Annotated in this window: 13 protein-coding genes; 8 read left to right on the top strand and 5 right to left on the bottom strand. The window is 72.0% G+C overall.

All coding sequences use genetic code 11. The features are described from left to right. Nucleotide 1: 1 nt before the first annotated feature. Nucleotides 2-787 (bottom strand): alpha/beta fold hydrolase, encoded by a 786-nt coding sequence (locus EGT67_RS02530; protein ID WP_127914438.1) that lies wholly within the window; start codon nt 785-787, stop codon nt 2-4. Between the two features lie 47 nt (nt 788-834). Here EGT67_RS02530 and EGT67_RS02525 point away from each other — a divergent pair, with 47 nt between their 5' ends. The 4 genes from EGT67_RS02525 (at nt 835) to nudC (ending at nt 9,681) form a co-directional block, all read left to right on the top strand. Beyond that, entirely contained in the window at nt 835-4,152 is a 3,318-nt protein-coding gene (locus EGT67_RS02525) for an ATP-dependent helicase (RefSeq protein WP_127914437.1), read from the top strand. Then, entirely contained in the window at nt 4,083-7,538 is a 3,456-nt protein-coding gene (locus EGT67_RS02520) for an ATP-dependent helicase (protein WP_421958072.1), read from the top strand. Before EGT67_RS02525 ends, EGT67_RS02520 begins: the two co-directional genes overlap by 70 nt. A gap of 115 nt (nt 7,539-7,653) precedes the next feature. Continuing rightward, nucleotides 7,654-8,721, top strand: a complete 1,068-nt coding sequence (locus tag EGT67_RS02515) for a potassium channel family protein (RefSeq protein WP_127914436.1) — start codon at nt 7,654-7,656, stop codon at nt 8,719-8,721. Nucleotides 8,722-8,763: 42 nt separating this feature from the next. Continuing rightward, nucleotides 8,764-9,681: an NAD(+) diphosphatase gene (gene nudC, locus EGT67_RS02510; protein WP_127914435.1), complete on the top strand. Its 918-nt coding sequence runs from the start codon at nt 8,764-8,766 to the stop codon at nt 9,679-9,681. Here nudC and EGT67_RS02505 read toward each other — a convergent pair whose 3' ends face one another. Further along, nucleotides 9,682-9,906, bottom strand: a complete 225-nt coding sequence (locus EGT67_RS02505; RefSeq protein ID WP_127914748.1) for a mycoredoxin — start codon at nt 9,904-9,906, stop codon at nt 9,682-9,684. It abuts the gene before it with no gap. Between the two features lie 125 nt (nt 9,907-10,031). On the opposite strand from EGT67_RS02505, the gene EGT67_RS02500 reads away from it, so the two are divergent. Both EGT67_RS02500 and EGT67_RS02495 read left to right on the top strand, forming a co-directional pair. Next, nucleotides 10,032-12,203 (top strand): ATP-dependent DNA helicase UvrD2, encoded by a 2,172-nt coding sequence (locus EGT67_RS02500; RefSeq protein WP_277750138.1) that lies wholly within the window; start codon nt 10,032-10,034, stop codon nt 12,201-12,203. Nucleotides 12,204-12,737: 534 nt separating this feature from the next. Further along, a complete protein-coding gene (locus tag EGT67_RS02495; RefSeq protein ID WP_421958083.1) occupies nt 12,738-13,073 on the top strand; it encodes a WhiB family transcriptional regulator in 336 nt (111 codons plus the stop codon). An 85-nt stretch (nt 13,074-13,158) separates the two neighbouring features. On the opposite strand, the gene EGT67_RS02490 is transcribed toward EGT67_RS02495, so the two are convergent. Both EGT67_RS02490 and EGT67_RS02485 read right to left on the bottom strand, forming a co-directional pair. After that, nucleotides 13,159-14,511: an ABC1 kinase family protein gene (locus EGT67_RS02490; RefSeq protein ID WP_127914432.1), complete on the bottom strand. Its 1,353-nt coding sequence runs from the start codon at nt 14,509-14,511 to the stop codon at nt 13,159-13,161. 7 nt (nt 14,512-14,518) lie between these two features. Beyond that, complete coding sequence (locus EGT67_RS02485; protein WP_127914431.1) at nt 14,519-15,412, bottom strand: hypothetical protein; 894 nt, start codon at nt 15,410-15,412, stop codon at nt 14,519-14,521. Nucleotides 15,413-15,570: 158 nt separating this feature from the next. On the opposite strand from EGT67_RS02485, the gene EGT67_RS02480 reads away from it, so the two are divergent. Further along, complete coding sequence (locus tag EGT67_RS02480; RefSeq protein WP_241565854.1) at nt 15,571-16,173, top strand: M48 metallopeptidase family protein; 603 nt, start codon at nt 15,571-15,573, stop codon at nt 16,171-16,173. On the opposite strand, the gene EGT67_RS02475 is transcribed toward EGT67_RS02480, so the two are convergent. Further along, nucleotides 16,170-17,597: a zinc-dependent metalloprotease gene (locus tag EGT67_RS02475; RefSeq protein ID WP_127914430.1), complete on the bottom strand. Its 1,428-nt coding sequence runs from the start codon at nt 17,595-17,597 to the stop codon at nt 16,170-16,172. The genes EGT67_RS02480 and EGT67_RS02475 overlap by 4 nt on opposite strands. A 112-nt stretch (nt 17,598-17,709) precedes the next feature. On the opposite strand from EGT67_RS02475, the gene EGT67_RS02470 reads away from it, so the two are divergent. Next, nucleotides 17,710-18,771, top strand: coding sequence for a YlbL family protein (locus tag EGT67_RS02470; protein ID WP_206612262.1), 1,062 nt, complete (start codon nt 17,710-17,712; stop codon nt 18,769-18,771). Nucleotides 18,772-18,774 lie beyond the last annotated feature (3 nt).

Here is an 18,774-nt window from a genome sequence, read left to right as displayed (position 1 = left end):
CCTAGAGCAGCTTGCGGACGAGCGCCGCGACGTCGTCGGGCTTGGCGTGCGCGACCATGTGATCGCAGTCCAGATCGGCGATCGTGAGGTCGGGGCCGAGGTGCTCGGCCAGCGCGCCCCGGAACTCCGCGGTCACGTACGGCGGTTGCACCCGCAGGGCCTGCACGAGCACGGTCGGTATGCCCTTCGGTGGGAGGACGAAGTCGCGGGCCATCTCGCCCCACGAGGCGACGACGGCCGGGACCGACATGCGCCAGCCGACTCGGCCGTTGTCGAGTTCGATCAGGTGCTCGGCCAGATCGGTGTCGAGGACGTCCGCCGGGACGTCGGCCCACGCGCCGTGCACCTTCTCCGAGCGTGCCTCCGCGGCGTCGGTGTAGTCGGGGTGCGCGGCGACGAGTCCGGCGATCCGGCTCATGGTCTCCGGGTCGAGGCCCAGGGCCGGGTCGAGCAGCACGATGCCGCGGATCCGGTCGGGCACCGCCTGCGCGAGGTGCAGTGCGATCGCGCCGCCGTACGAGTGAGCGACCACGACGACCGGGCCGGTGGCGTGCTCGTCGAGCACCTGGACGAGGTCGCTCACGTGCGTGTCGAGGCCCCACGGCGGGGTCCACGGCGACCGACCGTGACCGCGCAGATCGGGGGCGATGATGCGGGTGTCGCTCAACTGGCCCGAGCCGAGGGCCTCCCACCGCCGGCCGTGCCCCGTGAGCCCGTGGAGGGCGAGCACCTCGGGTGCCCCGGGGGTGCCGAACAGGTAGGTGTGGAGACCGCTCATGGCCTTCATGATGCCGGATGCGACCGATGTCGGACTCGTCTGGTGAGATTCTTCGCATGACCGCACCGGGCGCACGCACCAGGCCGTCGGCGCCGTCCGCGCGGCTCGTCGGCCGGACGGTCGGGGAGTCGGCGGCGCGGACCTGGGGGCCCGGTCCGGCGCGCGTGCTGACCGGTGCGCCCCCCGGGCGCGGCTGGCACCCGTGGCAGATCCTCGGCGGACCGGGGACCGGCAAGACGTCGCTGCTCGTGGACGCGGCGGTGGCCCGGATCACGGCCGGTGCCGATCCGGAATCGGTGCTGGTGCTCACACAGTCGCGGCGTGCGGCCAACGCGGTGCGTGAGCAGATCACCGCGAGGCTGCTCGCGGCGGAGGCCGTGTCGGGCCCGGACACGCGGCCGCGGGCGACGCGGGAGCCGCTCGTGCGCACGGTGCACTCGTACGCGTTCGCGGTGCTGCGCCTGCAGGCGGCCGCGCACGGCAACCCGCCGCCGCGCTTGATCACCGGTTCCGAGCAGGACTCGGTGCTGCGCGAGTTGCTGCGCGGCGACATCGCCGACGGCGCCGAGGCGTGGCCCGAACGGCTGCGGCCGGCGCTCGGCATGACGGGGTTCGCGGTGGAACTGCGCAACCTCATGCTGCGCGCCAACGAGCGCGGGCTCGGGCCCGAGGACCTGATCGACCTGGGGCACGCGCACGACAAGCCGGAGTGGGTCGCGGCGGGCCGCTTCGCGATGCACTACGAACAGGGCATGCTGCTGCGCGGATCGGTCGGCATGGAGGCGCCCGAGGCCACCGCGCCGGCCCTGGACGCCGCCGAACTCATCAGCGCAGCGTTGACGGCGTTCGCGACCGACCCGGACTTGTTGCAGCGGGAGCGGGTTCGCGTACGGCACCTGATGGTCGACGACGCCCAACACCTCGATCCGCAGGCCGCGCAGCTGGTCCGTCTGGTCGGGACGGGCACCGCGATGACCGCGATCGCCGGCGACCCCGACCAGTCGATCTTCGCGTTCCGCGGAGCCGACGCGCGCTTCCTCGCCGAACTGGCCGATCGCGACGACCCGGCGCAGGTGATCCTCGACACGAACTTCCGGTCGGCGCCCGAGGTCGCGGCCACCGCGACGCGCGTGGCGGCGCGGCTGCCCGGCAATCCACCGCACCGCGGTGCGAGCGCGGCGGCGTCGGACGACGACCCGCCGGGCCGGTCCGTGGTGCGGGTGCTGACCGCACCGGCCAAGGAGGCGGCGCTCGTCGCCGACACGCTGCGGCGCGCACACCTGATCGACGGCGTGCCGTGGTCCGAGATGGCGATCGTCGCGCGTTCGGTGCCGCGGGTGCTGCCGCCGCTGCGCCGGGCCCTGCTCGCCGCCGGGGTTCCCGTCACCACCGCGGCCAGCGAGTTGCCGCTCGCGAAGCAGCACGGCGTCGTGGGCCTGCTGGCGGTGCTGCGGGCGCTGTCGGGCGGCGAGTTCACGGGCGAGGACGCGCTGGCACTGCTGTCGGGACCGATCGGCGGCGCCGAACCGGTGAGCCTGCGGCGGCTGCGCCGCGGTCTGCGCCGCGTGGAGCTTGCGTCGGGCGGTGACCGGGACTCGGCGGAGTTGCTGCGGGCCGTCATCGTCGACGGCCCCGACTCCGAGGGGGTGGCGCACCTGCTGCCCGGTCTCACCGATGTCGAATCCCTCTCCCTGCGGAGGGTGCTCAAGGTGCTGCGGCGCGCGCGGGTGCCCCTGGACCGGGGGCGCGGCATCGAGGAGGTGCTGTGGGCGGCGTGGCAGGCGACCGGACTCGAACGGCGCTGGGCGGCCGCGTCGGCCTTCGGCGGGCCGATCGGTGCCCAGGCCGATCGTGACCTCGACGCCGTCGTCGCGCTGTTCGACGCCGCCGCCGACTACGTGGACCGCCTGCCCCGGGCCCAGCTGTCGGGATTCGTGGACTACCTGGTGGAGCAGGAGATCCCGGGGACCGCGCGCGCCCGTGCCGTGGCGTCGCCGGAGACCGTGACGATCCTGAGCGCGCACTCCGCCGCGGGCCGGCAGTGGCAGGTGGTCGCGGTGGTCGGCGTGCAGGAGGGCCTGTGGCCGAGCCTCGGCGCCCGCGGAACCCTGCTCGGCACCGAGGAACTCATCGACCTCACCGGCGGTGTGGGGCAGGTCGACAAGACGCTGTCGCGGACGGCGCCACTGCTCGCCGAGGAACGCCGACTGTTCCTGGTCGCGTGCAGCCGAGCGCGGTCGTCGCTGCTCGTGACGGCCGTGGACTCGTCGAGCGGGGACACCGACCTGGTCCGCTCGCGGTTCGTCGACGACCTGCTCGGTACCGGCGAGGCCGACGCCGACGATTCCGACGTCGCGCCGGTGCAGACCGAGACCCCCCGGGTGCTGGCGTTGCCCGCCCTGGTCGCGGAACTGCGCAGCGTCGTGTGCGACCCGGACGTCGCCGCGTCCGACCCGGAGCGAGTACAGCGCGCCGCGCACCAGTTGGCGCGGCTGGCGGACGCCGGTGTCCGGGGAGCGCACCCGGACCAGTGGTACGGCACCGCTCAGCCGAGTTCGGATGCGGCGCTGTGGAATCCGGGCGACGGACCGGTGCCGCTGTCGCCGTCGACCATCGAGCTCATCGCCAACTGCCCGCTGCGCTGGATGCTCGAGCGGCACGGCGGCAGCGACGGCGACAACACGCACGCGATCGCCGGCACGCTCGTGCACACCCTCGTGCAGGCACTGGCCGGCCACATCCCGCCGGACCAGGTCGACCACGCGCTGGAGGCGGCCTGGGACTCGGTGGACCTGGGGTCCGAGTGGTACTCGCGGCGCGAACTCGAACGCACCCGCGGCATGCTCGACACCTTCGCGAACTGGCTGCGCGGCACGCGGTCGGAGCTCACCGAGATCGGCGTCGAGGTCGCGGTGGACGGCGTGCTCGAGCCACGGGTCGAGGGCGACCCGACGGTGCGCATCCGGGGCCGGATCGACCGGCTCGAGCGCGACGCCGAGGGCCGCCCGGTCGTCGTCGACGTCAAGACCGCGAAGAACGCGGTGACGAAGGAACAGGCGCAGCAGCACGCGCAGCTCGCCGCGTACCAGGTGGCGGCCGCGCGGGGGCTGATCGAGGGCGAGCCGGCGTCGACGCCGGGCGGGGCGCGGCTGGTGTTCGTCGCGAAGCCGCACACCAAGGAGGGCGCGACGCAACGGGTGCAGCCTGCGCTGGACGACGAGGGACTCGAACTGTGGGAGAACGTGATCCACGAAGCGGCGGCGGCGACACAGGGGCCGACGTTCACCGCACGGATCAACGACGGATGCCGGCACTGCCCGGTGCTGTCGAGCTGCCCGGCGCACGACGAGGGACGGCAGGTGACCGCGGAGTGAGTTCGGCAGTGGGTGCGGGGGAGATCGGGCGTCGGGTCACTCCCGCGGAGCTCGCGGAGGCACTCGGCCAGTTCCCGCCGACGGCCGAGCAGGCCGCGGTCATCGAGGGGCCGCTCGGCCCGACGCTGGTCGTCGCGGGCGCGGGCGCCGGCAAGACCGAGACCATGGCCGCCCGGGTGGTGTGGCTGGTCGCGAACGGGCTCGTGGACCCGGAGCAGGTCCTCGGCCTGACGTTCACGCGCAAGGCCGCGCAGCAGCTCACCAGCCGGATCCGGCAGCGGCTCGCCAAGCTGGCCGGGTCGTCGCTGGTACGGGACCTCGACCCCGGCGGCGGGCTGCGCACCCGGATCCTCGGCAGCGAGCCCGAGGTCAGCACCTACCACTCGTACGCCGGACGGCTGCTGTCCGAGCACGGGCTGCTGCTGCCGATCGAGCCGTCGGCGACGCTGCTGTCCGAGACCGAGCTGTGGCAGCTCGCGTACCGGGTGGTGAGCGCGTGGGACGGCGACCTCGACACCGACCGCAACCCGGCGTCGATCACCGAGTCGGTGCTCGCGTTGTCGGGGCAGCTCGCCGAGCACCTGGTCGAGCCCGCGGATCTGCGCGAGGCGCACACCGAACTCGACAAGCTGATCCACACGCTGCCGGCCGGACCGAAACAGCGTGGCGGACCGTCCAAGTCGCTGCTCGGCCTGCTGGAGGTGCAGCACCAGCGTCTGGACCTGCTGCCGCTGGTGCAGCGGCTGGCCGACACCCTGCGCCGCGAGGGCGCGCTCGACTTCGGCAGCCAGATGTCGCTCGCGGCGCGGGTGGCGTCCGAGCATCCCGAGGTGGGCCGCACCGAACGCGCGCGGTTCCGTGTCGTGCTGCTCGACGAGTACCAGGACACCGGTCACGCCCAGCGGGTCCTGCTGTCGTCGCTGTTCGGCGGCGGCGAGGACGCCGGCCTGGCGCTCACCGCTGTCGGCGATCCCATGCAGTCCATCTACGGTTGGCGCGGTGCGTCGGCGGCCAACCTGCCGCGCTTCGCCACGGACTTCCCGCTCCCCGACGGCATCCCGGCGCCCAAGCTCGAGCTGCTCACCAGTTGGCGCAACCCGCCGGAGGCGCTCGAACTGGCGAACATGGTGTCCGATCCGCTGCGCGACCGGGGCGTCGAGGTCAGCATGCTGCGGGCCCGGCCGGGAGCGGTCCCGGGTGACGTCCGCCTGGCGCTGCACGACACCGTCGAGACGGAACGGGCGTGGGTGGCCGACCGCATCGCCGAGCAGTACGAGGCAGCGCGGTCGGACGGCGCCAAGCCGCCCACCGCCGCGGTCCTCGTGCGGCGCAACGCCGATGCCGCTCCCATCGCCGAGGAACTGCGGGCCCGCGGGCTGTCGGTGGAGGTCGTCGGCCTGGGCGGTCTGCTGCACACGCCCGAGGTCGCGGACGTCGTCGCGATGCTGCGACTGGTCGCCGACCCCATGGCCGGCAGTGCCGCGGTCCGCGTCCTCACCGGCGCGCGGTGGCAGATCGGTGCCGCCGACCTGCGCGCGCTGTGGAAGCGCGCTGGCGATCTCGGCATCCGATCGGGCTACGGCACGGCGGGCGCCGTCACCGACTCCGCCGCGCTGGACGAGGCACTCGACAGCGCGTTGCCGGGGGAGCACGCCGAGCAGGCGGGCCTGGCGGACGCGCTCGCGGATCCGGGTCCGGCACAGCGCTACTCGGAGTCCGGGTACGTGCGGATTTGCGCACTCGCGGCCGAGCTGGCGTCACTGCGCGAGCGTCTGGGGCAGCCGCTGACGGAGCTGGTGGCCGAGGTCGAGCGGGTGATCGGCATCGGGATCGAGGCGCAGGCGCGGACCCGGCAGTCCGACGTCGGCGGAACCGGCCGCGAGCACCTCGATGCGTTCGCCGACGTCGTGTCCGGGTACGCGAGCCGCTCCTCGGCGACCCTGACGGGCCTGCTGTCGTTCCTCGCGGCCGCCGAGCACGTCGAGAACGGCCTGGCCCCCGGCGAGATCGAGGTCGCGCCCGACCGGGTCCAGATCCTGACGGTGCACTCGGCGAAGGGTCTCGAGTGGGAGGTCGTGGCGGTGCCGCACCTCACCGAGGGCGTGTTCCCGTCCACCCAGGCGTCCGCCACGTGGCTCGGCTCGGTGGCCGAACTGCCGCCGACGCTGCGGGGCGACCGTGCCCTCTCCGGCGAATCCGCCGACGGGGTCCCGGTTCTCGACCTCGAGAACGTGTACGACCGCAAGGATCTCGAGAACGAGATCGAGGCGCACAAGAAGGCCCTGGCGAACCGGCGCCTCGACGAGGACCGGCGCCTGTTCTACGTCGCGCTCACCCGCACCGAACGCGCGCTGTTCGTCTCCGGACACCACTGGACCGAGTCGGGCCCCAAGCCCAAGGGGCCGTCGCCGTTCCTGCTCGAGCTACACGACCTGGTGACGACCCGGGAAGGGGAACCGCTCGGCGTGATCGACGTGTGGGCACCCGCCCCCGAGGACGGCAGCGAGAACCCGCTCACCGCGACGCCGCGGGAAGCGCCGTGGCCGCGCGACCCGCTGGGACGGCGCCGACCCGACGTCGAGCGTGGTGCGCAGCTCGTCCGCGACGCGATCGGTGCGCTGGACGTGCTTCCCGCCGAACCCGAAGCGCCGGAGGAGGATCCGGACAACTGGGCGGCCGACGTCGACGCACTGCTGGCCGAGCGCAGTGCTCGCCTGGTGGGGACGACCGACGTCGAACTGCCCGCGCAGATGTCGGTGAGCCAGCTGGTGGACCTGGCCGCCGATCCCGACGAGCTGGCCGCACGGCTGCGTCGGCCCTTGCCGTTCCCGCCGAACCCGTTGGCGCGCCGCGGAACCGCGTTCCACGCCTGGGTGGAGCAGCGGTTCGGTGCGACGCGCCTGCTGGATTTCGACGAGCTGCCCGGCGCCGCCGACACCGGTGTCGGCACCGAGACCGAGCTGGCGCTGCTGCAGGACGCGTTCCTGCGGTCGCAGTGGGCCGACCGCAACCCCGTCGAGGTCGAGGTGCCGTTCGAGACCTCGGTCGCGGGCACCGTGCTGCGCGGCCGGATCGACGCGATCTTCGCCGACCCCGACGGCGGCTGGACCGTCATCGACTGGAAGACCGGCGCCGAGCCGTCCGCCGCGAACGAGCGGGCCGTCGTGATGCAGCTCGCGGCCTACCGGCTGGCGTGGGCGGAGCTGATGGCGGCGCGGCAGTCGCACGCCACCGGCCGGCCCGTCGCGCCGCCGCTGGACAAGGTGCGCGCGGCGTTCCACTACGTGCGCACCGGGCGGACCATCGCCCCGCCGGATCTGCCCGACGCGGAGCACCTCGCGCGGCTGATCCGCCACGCGGGCGCCGAGGCCGAGCCGGGCGCGTGACCAGGGCCGCGGTCACCGTTCGGTCCCGTTTGCCCGTGCCGTTCCGTGAATTCGCGAACCGGGGCTAGGCTGCGATCCGATGTTTGCACGCCGAGTAGGAGATAGGGACGAATGAATGCCCGGTAGGTTGAGAGGTCGGTTCCGGAACTCGGACACACTGACGGATCGGCCGGATTTCGCCCTCGTCGGTGTGCTCAAGGTTCCGGAGATGCAGACGAGCCCGGCACGCGCCATCGCGCGGAGGGTGTCGTACGCGCTGGCCGCCCTCGCGCTCGCCGTGCTGGTCGTCTACATCGACCGTGACGGCTACAAGGATGCGCAGGAGAACCAGCTGTCGCTGCTGGACTGCATCTACTACGCGACGGTGTCCCTGTCCACCACGGGATACGGCGACATCACCCCCATCACCCCGACGGCGCGGCTGATCAACGTCCTGGTCATCACGCCGCTCCGGATCTTCTTCCTCATCGTCCTGGTCGGTACGACCCTCTCGGCACTCACCGAGAGCTCCCGCCAGACGTTCAAGATTCAGCGCTGGAGGCATCGCGTGCGCAATCACACCGTCGTCGTCGGATTCGGCACCAAGGGGCGCACCGCGGTCGACGCCATGCTCGGCGACGGCATCTCGCCGTCGGACATCGTCGTCGTCGACACCGACCAGGTGGTGCTGGACGCGGCCGCGAGCCTGGGCCTGGTCACCGTGCTCGGCTCGGCGACCAAGTCGGACGTCCTGCGCCTGGCCGGCGTGCAGAACGCGGCGTCGATCATCATCGCCGCCAACCGGGACGACACCGCGGTGCTGGTGACGCTCACCGCGCGTGAACTCGCACCGAAGGCGAAGATCGTCGCCGCGATCCGGGAGACCGACAACTCGCACCTGCTGCGACAGTCCGGTGCCGACTCCGTCGTCGTCTCCTCGGAGACCGCGGGCCGTCTGCTCGGTATCGCGCGGACCACGCCGAGCGTCGTCGAGATGGTCGAGGACCTGCTCACCCCCGAGGCGGGTTTCGCGATCGCCGAACGCGAGGTCGAGCCCGAGGAGGTCGGCGGCTCGCCGCGCCACCTGTCGGACATCGTCCTCGGTGTGGTGCGCGACGGCCGGCTGCTGCGGGTGGGCTCGCCCGAGGTCGACGCCGTCGAGGCCGACGACCTCCTGCTGTACATCAAGCGCGTCAGCAACTGACCGTCCGCGCCGGTGTCCGGTCACCGCAGTAGGGTCGTTCGCGTGCCCGACTTCACAGCGCCCGATTTCACGCTGACCGACACGCCCCTACTCTCGCGTGCCGCCGTCGACCGTGCCGAGCAATTGCGTTCGGACACGGACGCATTGAGAGCCGGATGGGCGGACGCGCTGCTGCTGCGGGTCAACCCCCGCGGGCAGTTCCGCGTCACCGATCGCGAACTGGTGCTCGAACCGGCGGCGTCGCTCGGCGCCGAGCCGGTGTCCGGGGCGGTGTTCCTGGGGTTGCGCGGCGAGCGTCACGTGTGGGCGGTGCGGGTGCCGGCGATGACCGGGGAACTGGGCGATCTGCGGATGCTCGGCCACCAGCTGGACGAGGCGGGTGCCGGGCTGGTGACGACGGCCGTGGCGCTGCTGAACTGGCACGATCACGCCGGGTTCAGCGCTATCGACGGCGCCCCGACCGAACAGACCGTGTCGGGATGGTCGCGGATCAGCACGACCACCGGGCACGAGGAGTTCCCCCGGACGGACCCGGCCGTGATCTGCCTGGTGCACGACGGCGGCGACCGGGTGCTGCTGGCGCGTCAGCCGTCGTGGCCGCCGCGGATGTTCTCGGTGCTGGCCGGTTTCGTGGAGGCGGGCGAATCCCTCGAGACGTGCGTCGTGCGGGAGATCCGCGAAGAAGTCGGTATCGACGTGGACGACGTGCGGTACCTGGGCAGCCAGCCGTGGCCGTTCCCGCGGTCGGTGATGCTCGGGTTCGCGGCCGTCGGCGACCCCGCCGCCGCGCTCGAGTTCGCGGACGGCGAGATCGCCGAGGCCCACTGGTTCACCCGCGATCAGGTGCGTGCGGCGCTCGGTGCCGGCGACTGGACCACCTCGTCGGATGCCGAACTGCTGCTGCCCGGCTCGATCTCGATCGCGCGGGTGATGGTGGAGTCCTGGGCCGAGACCGACTGACTAGACCCCCAGCGCCTGCTTGACCTGAGCGAGCGTCGGGTTGGTGGCGGTGCTGCCGTCCGCGTACTTGACGGTGGGCACGACGTGGTTGCCGCCGTTGACGCTGCCGACGAACTCGGCCGACGCGGGATCGTGCTCGATGTCGATCTCGACGTACGAGATGCCGTTCTCGTCGAGCTGCTTCTTGAGGCGGCGGCAGTAGCCGCACCAGGTGGTCGAGTACATGGTCAGGGCGGGGGCTTGGGTAGTCACGGCGCCTATAACACCACGATCGGTCCGGACTGTTCCCGCGCGGGCGCACGTCACACCCGGGCCGGGTGCGGCAGCCGATGTCGGTCGGCCCTGAGAGTATGGACGGCATGTCAGCGGATGCCACCCCGGAGAACACTGGAACCCGGCCCGACGAGGGATTGGATCCGCAGCAGTCGGCTGCGGTGCTCGCCCCGCGCGGCCCGGTCTGTGTGCTCGCGGGTGCCGGCACCGGCAAGACCCGGACCATCACCCGCCGCATCGCGCACCTCGTCGCCGGCGGGCACGTCTCGGCCGGTCAGGTGCTGGCGGTGACGTTCACGGCCCGCGCCGCCGGCGAGATGCGGGGCCGGCTCCGCGGCCTCGGCATCGGGGGCGGCGGCCCGCAGGTGCAGGCCCGCACCTTCCACGCGGCCGCTCTGCGGCAGCTGAAGTACTTCTGGCCGCAGGTGATCGGGAACACCGAGTGGCAGTTGCTCGACCGCAAGTTCGCGATCGTCGGGCAGGCTGCGGGCCGGGCGGGGCTGTCGACCAGCACCGAGAGCATCCGCGATCTCGCGAGTGAGATCGAGTGGGCCAAGGGCTCGCTCGTCGCGCCGGAGGACTACCCGGCCGCGGCCGCCCGCGCCCGCCGGGACGTCCCCGCCGACGCCGCACAGGTCGCCGCCGTCTACGCTGGCTACGAGCAGCTCAAGGCCCGCAACTTCGACGGCATGTTGCTGGACTTCGACGATCTGCTGCTGCACACCGCGGCGGCGCTCGAGGACAACGCGGCGGTCGCCGAGGAGTTCCGCGACCGCTACCGCTGCTTCGTCGTCGACGAGTACCAGGACGTGACGCCGCTGCAGCAGCGGGTGCTCGACGCGTGGCTCGGTGACCGCGACGATCTCACCGTCGTCGGCGACGCCAACCAGACCATCTACTCGTTCACCGGCGCCACCCCGAAGTACCTGCTGGACTTCTCGCGCAGGTTCCCCGACGCGACCGTCGTCCGGCTCGAACGCGACTACCGGTCCACCCCGGAGGTCGTGTCGCTGGCCAACCGTGTGATCGGCGCCGCCCGCGGCCGCATCGCCGGCACCCGGCTGCAGCTGATCGGCCAGCGCCCGCCCGGTCCGGAGCCGACGTTCGCGGAGTACGACGACGAGCCCGCCGAGGCCGCGGCCGTCGCCAAGCAGATCAAGAAGCTGATCGACGGGGGAGTCGAGCCCGCCGAGATCGCGGTGCTGTACCGCATCAACGCGCAGTCCGAGGTGCACGAGCAGGCGCTGACCGAGGCCGGCATCCCGTACCAGGTGCGCGGCGGCGAGGGCTTCTTCACGCGCCAGGAGGTGCGTCAGGCCATCACCGCGCTCCGCCAGGTCGCCGGTCGCGACGACCTACCCGACGGCGCCGACACGGGCGACGCCCTGGTCACCCTGGTGCGTGCGGTGCTGGTCCCGCTGGGACTCACCGACACCGAGCCCGCCGGTGTGCAGGCACGCGAGCGGTGGGGTTCGCTCACCGCGCTGGTCGCGCTCACCGAGGAGCAGTTGGCGCACGATCCGAATCTGACGCTGGGCGGGCTGCTGAACGAACTGGCGGCCCGCGCCGAGGCCCGGCACCCACCGGTGGTGCAGGGTGTGACGCTCGCGTCGCTGCACGCGGCGAAGGGACTCGAGTGGGACGCGGTGTTCCTCGTCGGGCTCACCGAGGGGACGCTGCCGATCACGCACGTGCTCGGTGACGCCAACTCGCCCGGCGACGAGGCCGGGATCGAGGAGGAGCGGCGCCTGCTCTACGTCGGTGTCACCCGCGCCCGCGAGCACCTGGCGCTGTCGTGGGCCCTCGCGCGCAACGAGGGCGGACGCAAGAGTCGACGCCGGTCCCGGTTCCTGAACGGCCTGATCCCGGACGATTCGCCGGCGTCGCGCATCGCGAAGCCGGCGCAGTCCAAGCGGCAGCGTCCGCGGTGCCGGGTGTGCGGCAAGCAGTTGATGGGGTCGACGGCGACCATGCTCGGGCGCTGCGAGCAGTGCCCGTCGAACATCGACATCGAGTTGTTCGAGGCGCTCAAGGAGTGGCGCCGGGACAAGTCCCGCGAGATGAAGGTGCCCGCGTACGTGGTGTTCAGCGACAACACGTTGACGGCGATCGCCGAGCAGCAACCGCAGGACGAGCGGGCGCTCGTGGCGATCCCGGGGATCGGCGCCAAGAAGCTCGAGCAGTTCGGCGCCGACGTGCTCGCGGTGGTGCGTGGCGAGCGTTCGACGCCGGCACTGGACCTGACGTGACGGGGGATCGGCGGTAAAACCGCAGGTCAAAAATAGCTTGTGCGGTCTGTTCGGGTCCCATACCCTGGACTGCACGCCACGGGGAAACCCGTGTGCGGTGACCGTGTCCAGCACACGGAGCCCCGGAGACGGGGTCCGTGACGACGTGAAAGGGAGGTGGCAACGATGAACGACTGGAACGCAACTGCGGCACGTGCGTCGATGCCGGCATTCGCATGCGCATACCTCCCTGCGGCCGAAAAGGCCGCCGCGAGCGTCGCGGCGACAGCACCGCACGCAATTCGTCAGCGCGCAGCAGCACAGGCAGCAGCCCGCGCATCCGTGGCCAGGAGCCGACACCGAGACACCGTTCGGTAAACACTCCGCCCGTCCTCCCGAGGCCACGGATCGCAACCGCGAACCGTGGCCTTCGTGTTTCGAGCTCATCGTTTCGAGTTTGGACCCGAGCCTTCGACCACGGTTCGTCCGAACACCGAAAGCCCGCACGAGCCACGAGCCGATCGCTCGAAACGACAAGGAGAAGACGTGTCTACCGTGACATGCCGAGTACGTACCGCGAACCACACCGTTTCCAACGGACTGGGAGTCGTCCGCTCGGCACTCCGGGAGCTGCCCTGCCGGGTCGACGAAAACCCCGACCTCTGGTTCGCCGAGACCCCGGCCGATCTCGAACGCGCCAAGGCGCTGTGCACGGGATGTCCCATCCGCAACCGATGCCTGAACGCGGCGCTCGACCGCGCCGAGCCGTGGGGTGTGTGGGGCGGTGAGATCTTCGACCAGGGCGTCGTCATCGCCCGGAAGAGGCCGCGGGGTCGACCACGGAAGAATCCGGTGACCACCGAGAAGGAGAAGACACTGGTGTGCGCGTAGCGCCGCCGGTGCGACGCGAAAGCCCTTGCGGATTACCGATTGTCGGGAACCCGCAAGGGCTTTCGTGCGTGCGCCGTCGGGCGGGTTATGCGCCGTCGAGGCTCTCGAGGCCGAGGGATTCGACGGCGTCCTCCGAGAAACCGGGCAGCCACTTGGTGAGGATGGCCATGTACGGCGCGTAGGCGTCGAGTTGGGCGCAGATGCCGACCGATCCGAGCAGCACGCGGAAGATCATCAGGTATTCGGCCGGAAGGTTGAGCGCGCGCGCCGTCCGGAAATGCGCGCCCGACAAATCCGTCGCGGTCCCGGCGGCCTTCTGCAGCCAGGCGCGGGTGAAGTGGAACGACTCGGTGCGGATGGGGTCGGTGAACGGGCGCAGGTAGTCGGCGATCTCCTGATCGGTGACGGTGCGGCCGGGCAGGACGAAACCGTTGGCGCGCAACAGCTCCGCGAGCTCGTCGAAGCGCTCCTCGAGGTTCAGCCGGACCATGCGCCCCAGCACCGGCGGCAGGCCGTTCGGCATCGGGGCGGTGGCGCCGAAGTCGATGATCCCCAGGCGGCCGTCGTCGTGGAGCATGAAGTTGCCCGGGTGCGGATCGCAGTGCAGGAGCCCGACACGGGCGGGGGAGACGAAGTGGAACTCCGCGAGGAGGGCGCCGGCGGCGTTGCGCTGCTCGGGGGTGCCGCCGGAGATGATCGCGGACAGCGGCGTGGCCGACATCCACTCGGTGACGACGACCTTGGGGGCGCTCGCCACGACGCGAGGCACCACGAACCGCGGATCGCCCTCGAACACCTTCGCGAACGCGCGCTGGTTGTCGGCCTCGATGCGGTAGTCCAGCTCTTCCTCGGTCCGCGCGCTGAGCTCGTCGAGGATCGGCTTGATGTCGGTGCCCGGCATCACCGAGGCGAACAGTCCGGCGAACCGCGCCAGCGTCCTCAGGTCGGCCCGCAGCGCCTCGTCGGCGCCGGGGTACTGCACCTTGACCGCGACGTCGCGGCCGTCGGCCCACACTGCGCGGTGCACCTGCCCGATGCTCGCCGACGCGGTCGGGGTGTCGTCGAACTCGGCGAAGCGGGTCCGCCACTTGGTGCCCAACTGCTGGTCCAGCACCCGGTGGACCTGCTTCGCGGGCAGCGGGGGCGCCTCGGCCTGCAGCTTGGTCAACGCCTCCCGGTACGGTTCGGCGAACTCCTCGGGGATCGCGGCCTCCATCACGCTGAGCGCCTGCCCGAGCTTCATCGCGCCGCCCTTGAGCTCCCCGAGCACGGTGAACAACTGTTCGGCGGCCTTCGATGTCAGCTGCGCGTCGATCGCGTCCCGGTCGCCGCCGGCGAGCTTCCGGCCGAACCCCATCGCGGCCCGCCCGGCGATGCCCAGCGGAATGCTCGCGAGCTTGGCGGTGCGGGCAGTGCTTCGGCGGGGAATTTCGGACACCAAACCATCATGGCGGAAGATTTGCGGGTTCGTCCAAGAACACCGTCGATCGTGAGCATCCACACCGTGGGTTGCGCGGCCACGGCCGGACCGTGAGACGGTGCGTGTCCAGGTCGAGTTCCAGGGTCGCGTCGAGGCTCGCGGGCGCCGGGAGCGCCACCCCGGACAGCACCTTCTCGAGCTGGCCGAGCGCGACGGCGGCGGTGGCCATGACGGTAGCGGGGCCGGCGTGACCCACCCGACCGAGCAGTTGCGCGGCCACGTGCGGCCACTCCTCGTCCGCCGCGCACCGGGTGAGGTCGGCGCACCGCAGGCAACTGGTCCGGCCGGGCAGCACGAGCGGTCCGACGACGCCGCGACCGTCGCGCAGGCGGACCTGCAGGTGCGGTGTCCCGGTGGTGAGCAGCGCGTCGACCAGCCGAGGATCCGCGACGAGGTCGTCGGTGAGGATCACACACAGGCAGTTCCACCGCGTGACGTCGGTGTCGGCGGTGAAGTGGGTGGATCGTGTGACCCGCACCGGGGCACCCGCGAGGCCGGTGGCGATCGCGTCGGCGAGCGGTCCCCGGCCGTGGATCCGGATCGCGGGCGTCGGGTCCGGCGGGGCCGCGGCCGGCCGCAGCAGCCCGGCCTCGTCGAGTTCGCTGAGCAGGGTCGACATGTCGGTGGGCGAGATGCCGTGGTCCACGGCCCGCCACACCACGGACGGCCGGGACGTGCGGCCGTCCAGCAGTTGCAGGACCGACGCCAGCGCGGTCGCGTCGACGCCGTCGGGTGGCGTGAGGATCAGGGCGGTGTCCGGGTCCCAGCCGATCTGGACGCGGCCGCTGGGCCGGACCACGACGGGACGGCGAGGATCCAGCGTGGGGCGGTGGACGCGTCCGACGGGTGCCTGGGTCATGTCGTCGACGATCGCACCCCGGGGTCGCGCGAGACTCTCGCCGGACGGGGTTGTCCACAGGCTCGAAGGTGGTGTGACGTGCGGTTTCGGGTCGGTGCGCGGATTCGTCCGAAATCCGCGCCCGGTGCTGTCGGGGCGGGCCGCTAGCGTGGGTGCTCGTGACTGGCACCGGAATCGCCGACGGCGGACGCCCCGAGGTGGAGATCCGCCGCAGCGCGCGGCGGCGGCGCACCGTCAGCGCGCGCCGCGAGGGCGACAAGGTGGTCGTGCTGATGCCGGCCGGTCTGTCGAAGGCCGCGGAGGCGGACCTGGTCGCCGAGATGGTCGGGAAGCTCGAGCGGGCAGACCGGCGCGCCGCCGCCCGCGCCGAACGCAGCGACGTCGAGCTCGCCGAGCGTGCCGCCCGGCTGTCCGCGCGGTGGCTCGGTGGCGCGGCCGCACCCGTGTCGGTGCGGTGGGTGCCGTCGATGCGGACCCGCTGGGCGTCCTGCACGCCGAACGACGGCACCATCCGGGTCAGCGAGCTGCTGCGGACCGTGCCGTCGTACGTGTTGGATTACGTGCTGGTCCACGAACTCGTGCACCTGTACGTCGCCGGCGGGCACAACGACCGCTTCTGGCGGGAGGTGCACCGCTACCCGAAGACGGAGCGGGCGATGGGCTACCTGGAGGCGTACTCCGTGGTGACGCGGCAGCCGGGGCTGCTCGACGTCGTCGACGACTGTGCCGCCGCCGACGACGTCGGAACACCTACCGCCTAGGCGTCACCCTCGTCGTTGCCGCTCTCGCGGTTCTTCTCCTCGCGTTCGCGGGCCTCGGTCTGCTCGAGCTGCGCGATCGGGTCGTGGAACGTGCCGGAGTCGCCGCCGAGGATGCGGTCGACGAACGCGGCCGGGTTGTCGAGGTCCGAGGAGTCGGGCAGCAGATCGGGGTGGGCCCACACGCCGTCGCGGGCGTCGACGCCGGTGTCGGTGGTGAGCCGACGCCACAACTGCGCGGCCTCGCGGACCTTGCGGGGCCGCAGTTCCAGGCCGACGAGGGTCGCGAAGGTCTGTTCGGCCGGGCCGCCGGTGGCGCGGCGACGTCGCAGCGTCTCGGTCAGGGCCGCGACACCGGGAAGCCGCTCGCCGAGCGCCTCGGAGACGACGGTCTCCACCCAGCCCTCGACCAGCGCGAGCAGCGTCTCGAGGCGCTCGAGCGCCTGCTTCTGCTCCGGTGTGGTCTGCGGCTCGAACGCGCCCTGCTGCAGGATCTTCTCGATCTGCGACGGGTCCGTCAGCGCCGACGGGTCGAGGCCCTGCGCCGCCTCCTCGATCGCGGAGAAGTCCATCTTGATGCCGCGTGCGTAGTCCTCGACGGTGGACAGCAGGCGCTGGCGCAGCCACGGCACATGGCTGTAGAGGCGCTGGTAGGCGGCCTCGCGGGCCGCGATGAACACGAGCACCTCGCGGTGCGGCTGCTCGAGTCCCTCGCTGAACGCCTCGATCGCGGCGGGCAGCAGCGCGCCGGTGCCGGCGGGGCCGAGCGGCAGCCCGATGTCGGTGGAGGTGAGGACCTCCTTCGACAGCTGGCCGAGGGCCTGTCCCAGCTGGGAGCCGAACGTGAGACCGCCCATCTGGGTGAGCATCCCCGCCATCGGGCCCATCATGTTGCGGGCCTCCTCGGGCAGGCCCTGCACCCACATGCCGGACACCTGCTGGGCGACCGGGTCGCACAGGCGCTTCCACGTGTCGAGCGTGCCGTCGAGCCAGTCGTTGGGGGTCCACGCGAGCGTGCGGGTGGCGCCGGCCGGGAGCGTCGTCGCGCCGTCGAGCCACAGTTCCGCGAGGCGGGCGGCGTCGGCGACGGCGGACGAGGTGCCCTCCGTGATCGGGGTCACCGAGCCGATCTGCTGCCGGGCGAGGTTCTTCGCGACGTCGTAGTTGACGGGGCCGGACTGCCCGCCCTGGCCCATCGCGCTGCCCATGCCGCTCAGCATCTGACCGAACTGCGTGAGCATCTGGCCGAGCGCCGCCGGGTCGAAGCCCGCGCCACCCGGGCCGCCCGCCCCGCCGAGGCCGAACGCGTTGGGATCGAAGCCGAACGGCTGACCGGCGCCTTGACCCCCGCCCTGTTCGCCGCCCGAGTCCTTCTTGCGGTCCGGGTCGTCGTCGTGGTTGGAGAAACCAAAGGGCAGATCGCTCATAGTTCAACGGTACAAGGCGAGACGGGCCATGGCCCGTGCGGAGATCACGCTGACGGCGAACAGCCGGTGGGGGGACGGGGAGCATCCCGGTCGGCGCTCTATCCTGGGCCTGGTGAACCGTCGGATGGTGACCCTGTTGGCAGCGTTGGCCCCGGTCGTGGCGCTCGGAATTCTCGGGACGACGGTCCGCGTGCCGTTCGTCGCGCTCGGTCCCGGTCCGACCGTCAACACCCTCGGTGAGGCCGACGTCGACGTGGACGGCGAGATCGTGCGCAAGCCCGTCGTCGAGATCGACGGCACCCCGGTCGACCCGACGAGCGGCAACCTCAACATGACGACGGTCGCGGTGCGCGACAAGCTGACGCTGTTCGACGCCCTCGGCCTGTGGGCGAGTGGTCGGCAGGGCCTGGTGCCCCGCGAAGAGGTGTACCCGCCGCAGAAGTCGAAGGACGAGGTCCAGGAAGAGAACACCGCGCAGTTCGAGAAGTCCGAGAACAGTGCCGAACTGGCGGCGCTGCGGTACCTCCGTCTGCCGGTGGCGCTGGAAGTGACGACCGTCAGCGCCGACGGGCCGGCCGCGTCGGTGCTCCGGGACGGCGACCTGCTGCTGCGGATCGACGGCACTCCCGTGGACACGCTGACCGGGCTGCAGGACGTGATCGGCTCGGCCGCGCCCGGCACCACCGTGCAGGTGACGTACCAGCGGGACGGCGTCGAGTCGACCGCCCCGATCACGCTCGGCTCCCGGCCCGACACCGATGGCGGGCAGGACACCACCAAGGGCTACCTCGGCGTCAATGCCAAGCAGGTGCCGAACGTGCCGTTCACCGTCGACTTCAACCTCGCCGACATCGGCGGCCCGTCGGCCGGCCTGATGTTCAGCCTCGCGGTGGTCGACAAGCTGAGCCCCGGCGAGATCAACGGCGGCAAGTTCGTCGCGGGCACCGGCACGATCGACCCCGACGGTGACGTGGGGCCGATCGGCGGCATCCCGTACAAGATGATTGCCGCGCAGGAGGCGGGCGCGACCACATTCCTGGTCCCGGCGAAGAACTGCGACGAGGCCCGCGCGAACAAGCCGGACGGCATCGACCTGGTGAAGGTCGAGACCCTCGGCGGCGCGGTCGACGCCCTCGCCACCATCAACTCCGGCGGCACCGCACCGGCCTGCTAGGGA

It is taken from the genome of Prescottella agglutinans, from assembly GCF_004011865.1.
Classification (GTDB): domain Bacteria; phylum Actinomycetota; class Actinomycetes; order Mycobacteriales; family Mycobacteriaceae; genus Prescottella; species Prescottella agglutinans.
This window is presented reverse-complemented; position numbering and strand designations above follow the sequence as displayed.

Excerpts from the sequence above, each read along its gene's own strand:
- EGT67_RS02530 (WP_127914438.1), bottom strand. The coding sequence starts at position 787 with ATGAAGGCCATGAGCGGTCTCCACACCTACCTGTTCGGCACCCCCGGG.
- EGT67_RS02525 (WP_127914437.1), top strand. The coding sequence starts at position 835 with ATGACCGCACCGGGCGCACGCACCAGGCCGTCGGCGCCGTCCGCGCGG.
- EGT67_RS02520 (WP_421958072.1), top strand. The coding sequence starts at position 4,083 with ATGCCGGCACTGCCCGGTGCTGTCGAGCTGCCCGGCGCACGACGAGGG.
- EGT67_RS02515 (WP_127914436.1), top strand. The coding sequence starts at position 7,654 with ATGCCCGGTAGGTTGAGAGGTCGGTTCCGGAACTCGGACACACTGACG.
- EGT67_RS02505 (WP_127914748.1), bottom strand. The coding sequence starts at position 9,906 with ATGTACTCGACCACCTGGTGCGGCTACTGCCGCCGCCTCAAGAAGCAG.
- EGT67_RS02500 (WP_277750138.1), top strand. The coding sequence starts at position 10,032 with ATGGACGGCATGTCAGCGGATGCCACCCCGGAGAACACTGGAACCCGG.
- EGT67_RS02485 (WP_127914431.1), bottom strand. The coding sequence starts at position 15,412 with ATGACCCAGGCACCCGTCGGACGCGTCCACCGCCCCACGCTGGATCCT.
- EGT67_RS02475 (WP_127914430.1), bottom strand. The coding sequence starts at position 17,597 with ATGAGCGATCTGCCCTTTGGTTTCTCCAACCACGACGACGACCCGGAC.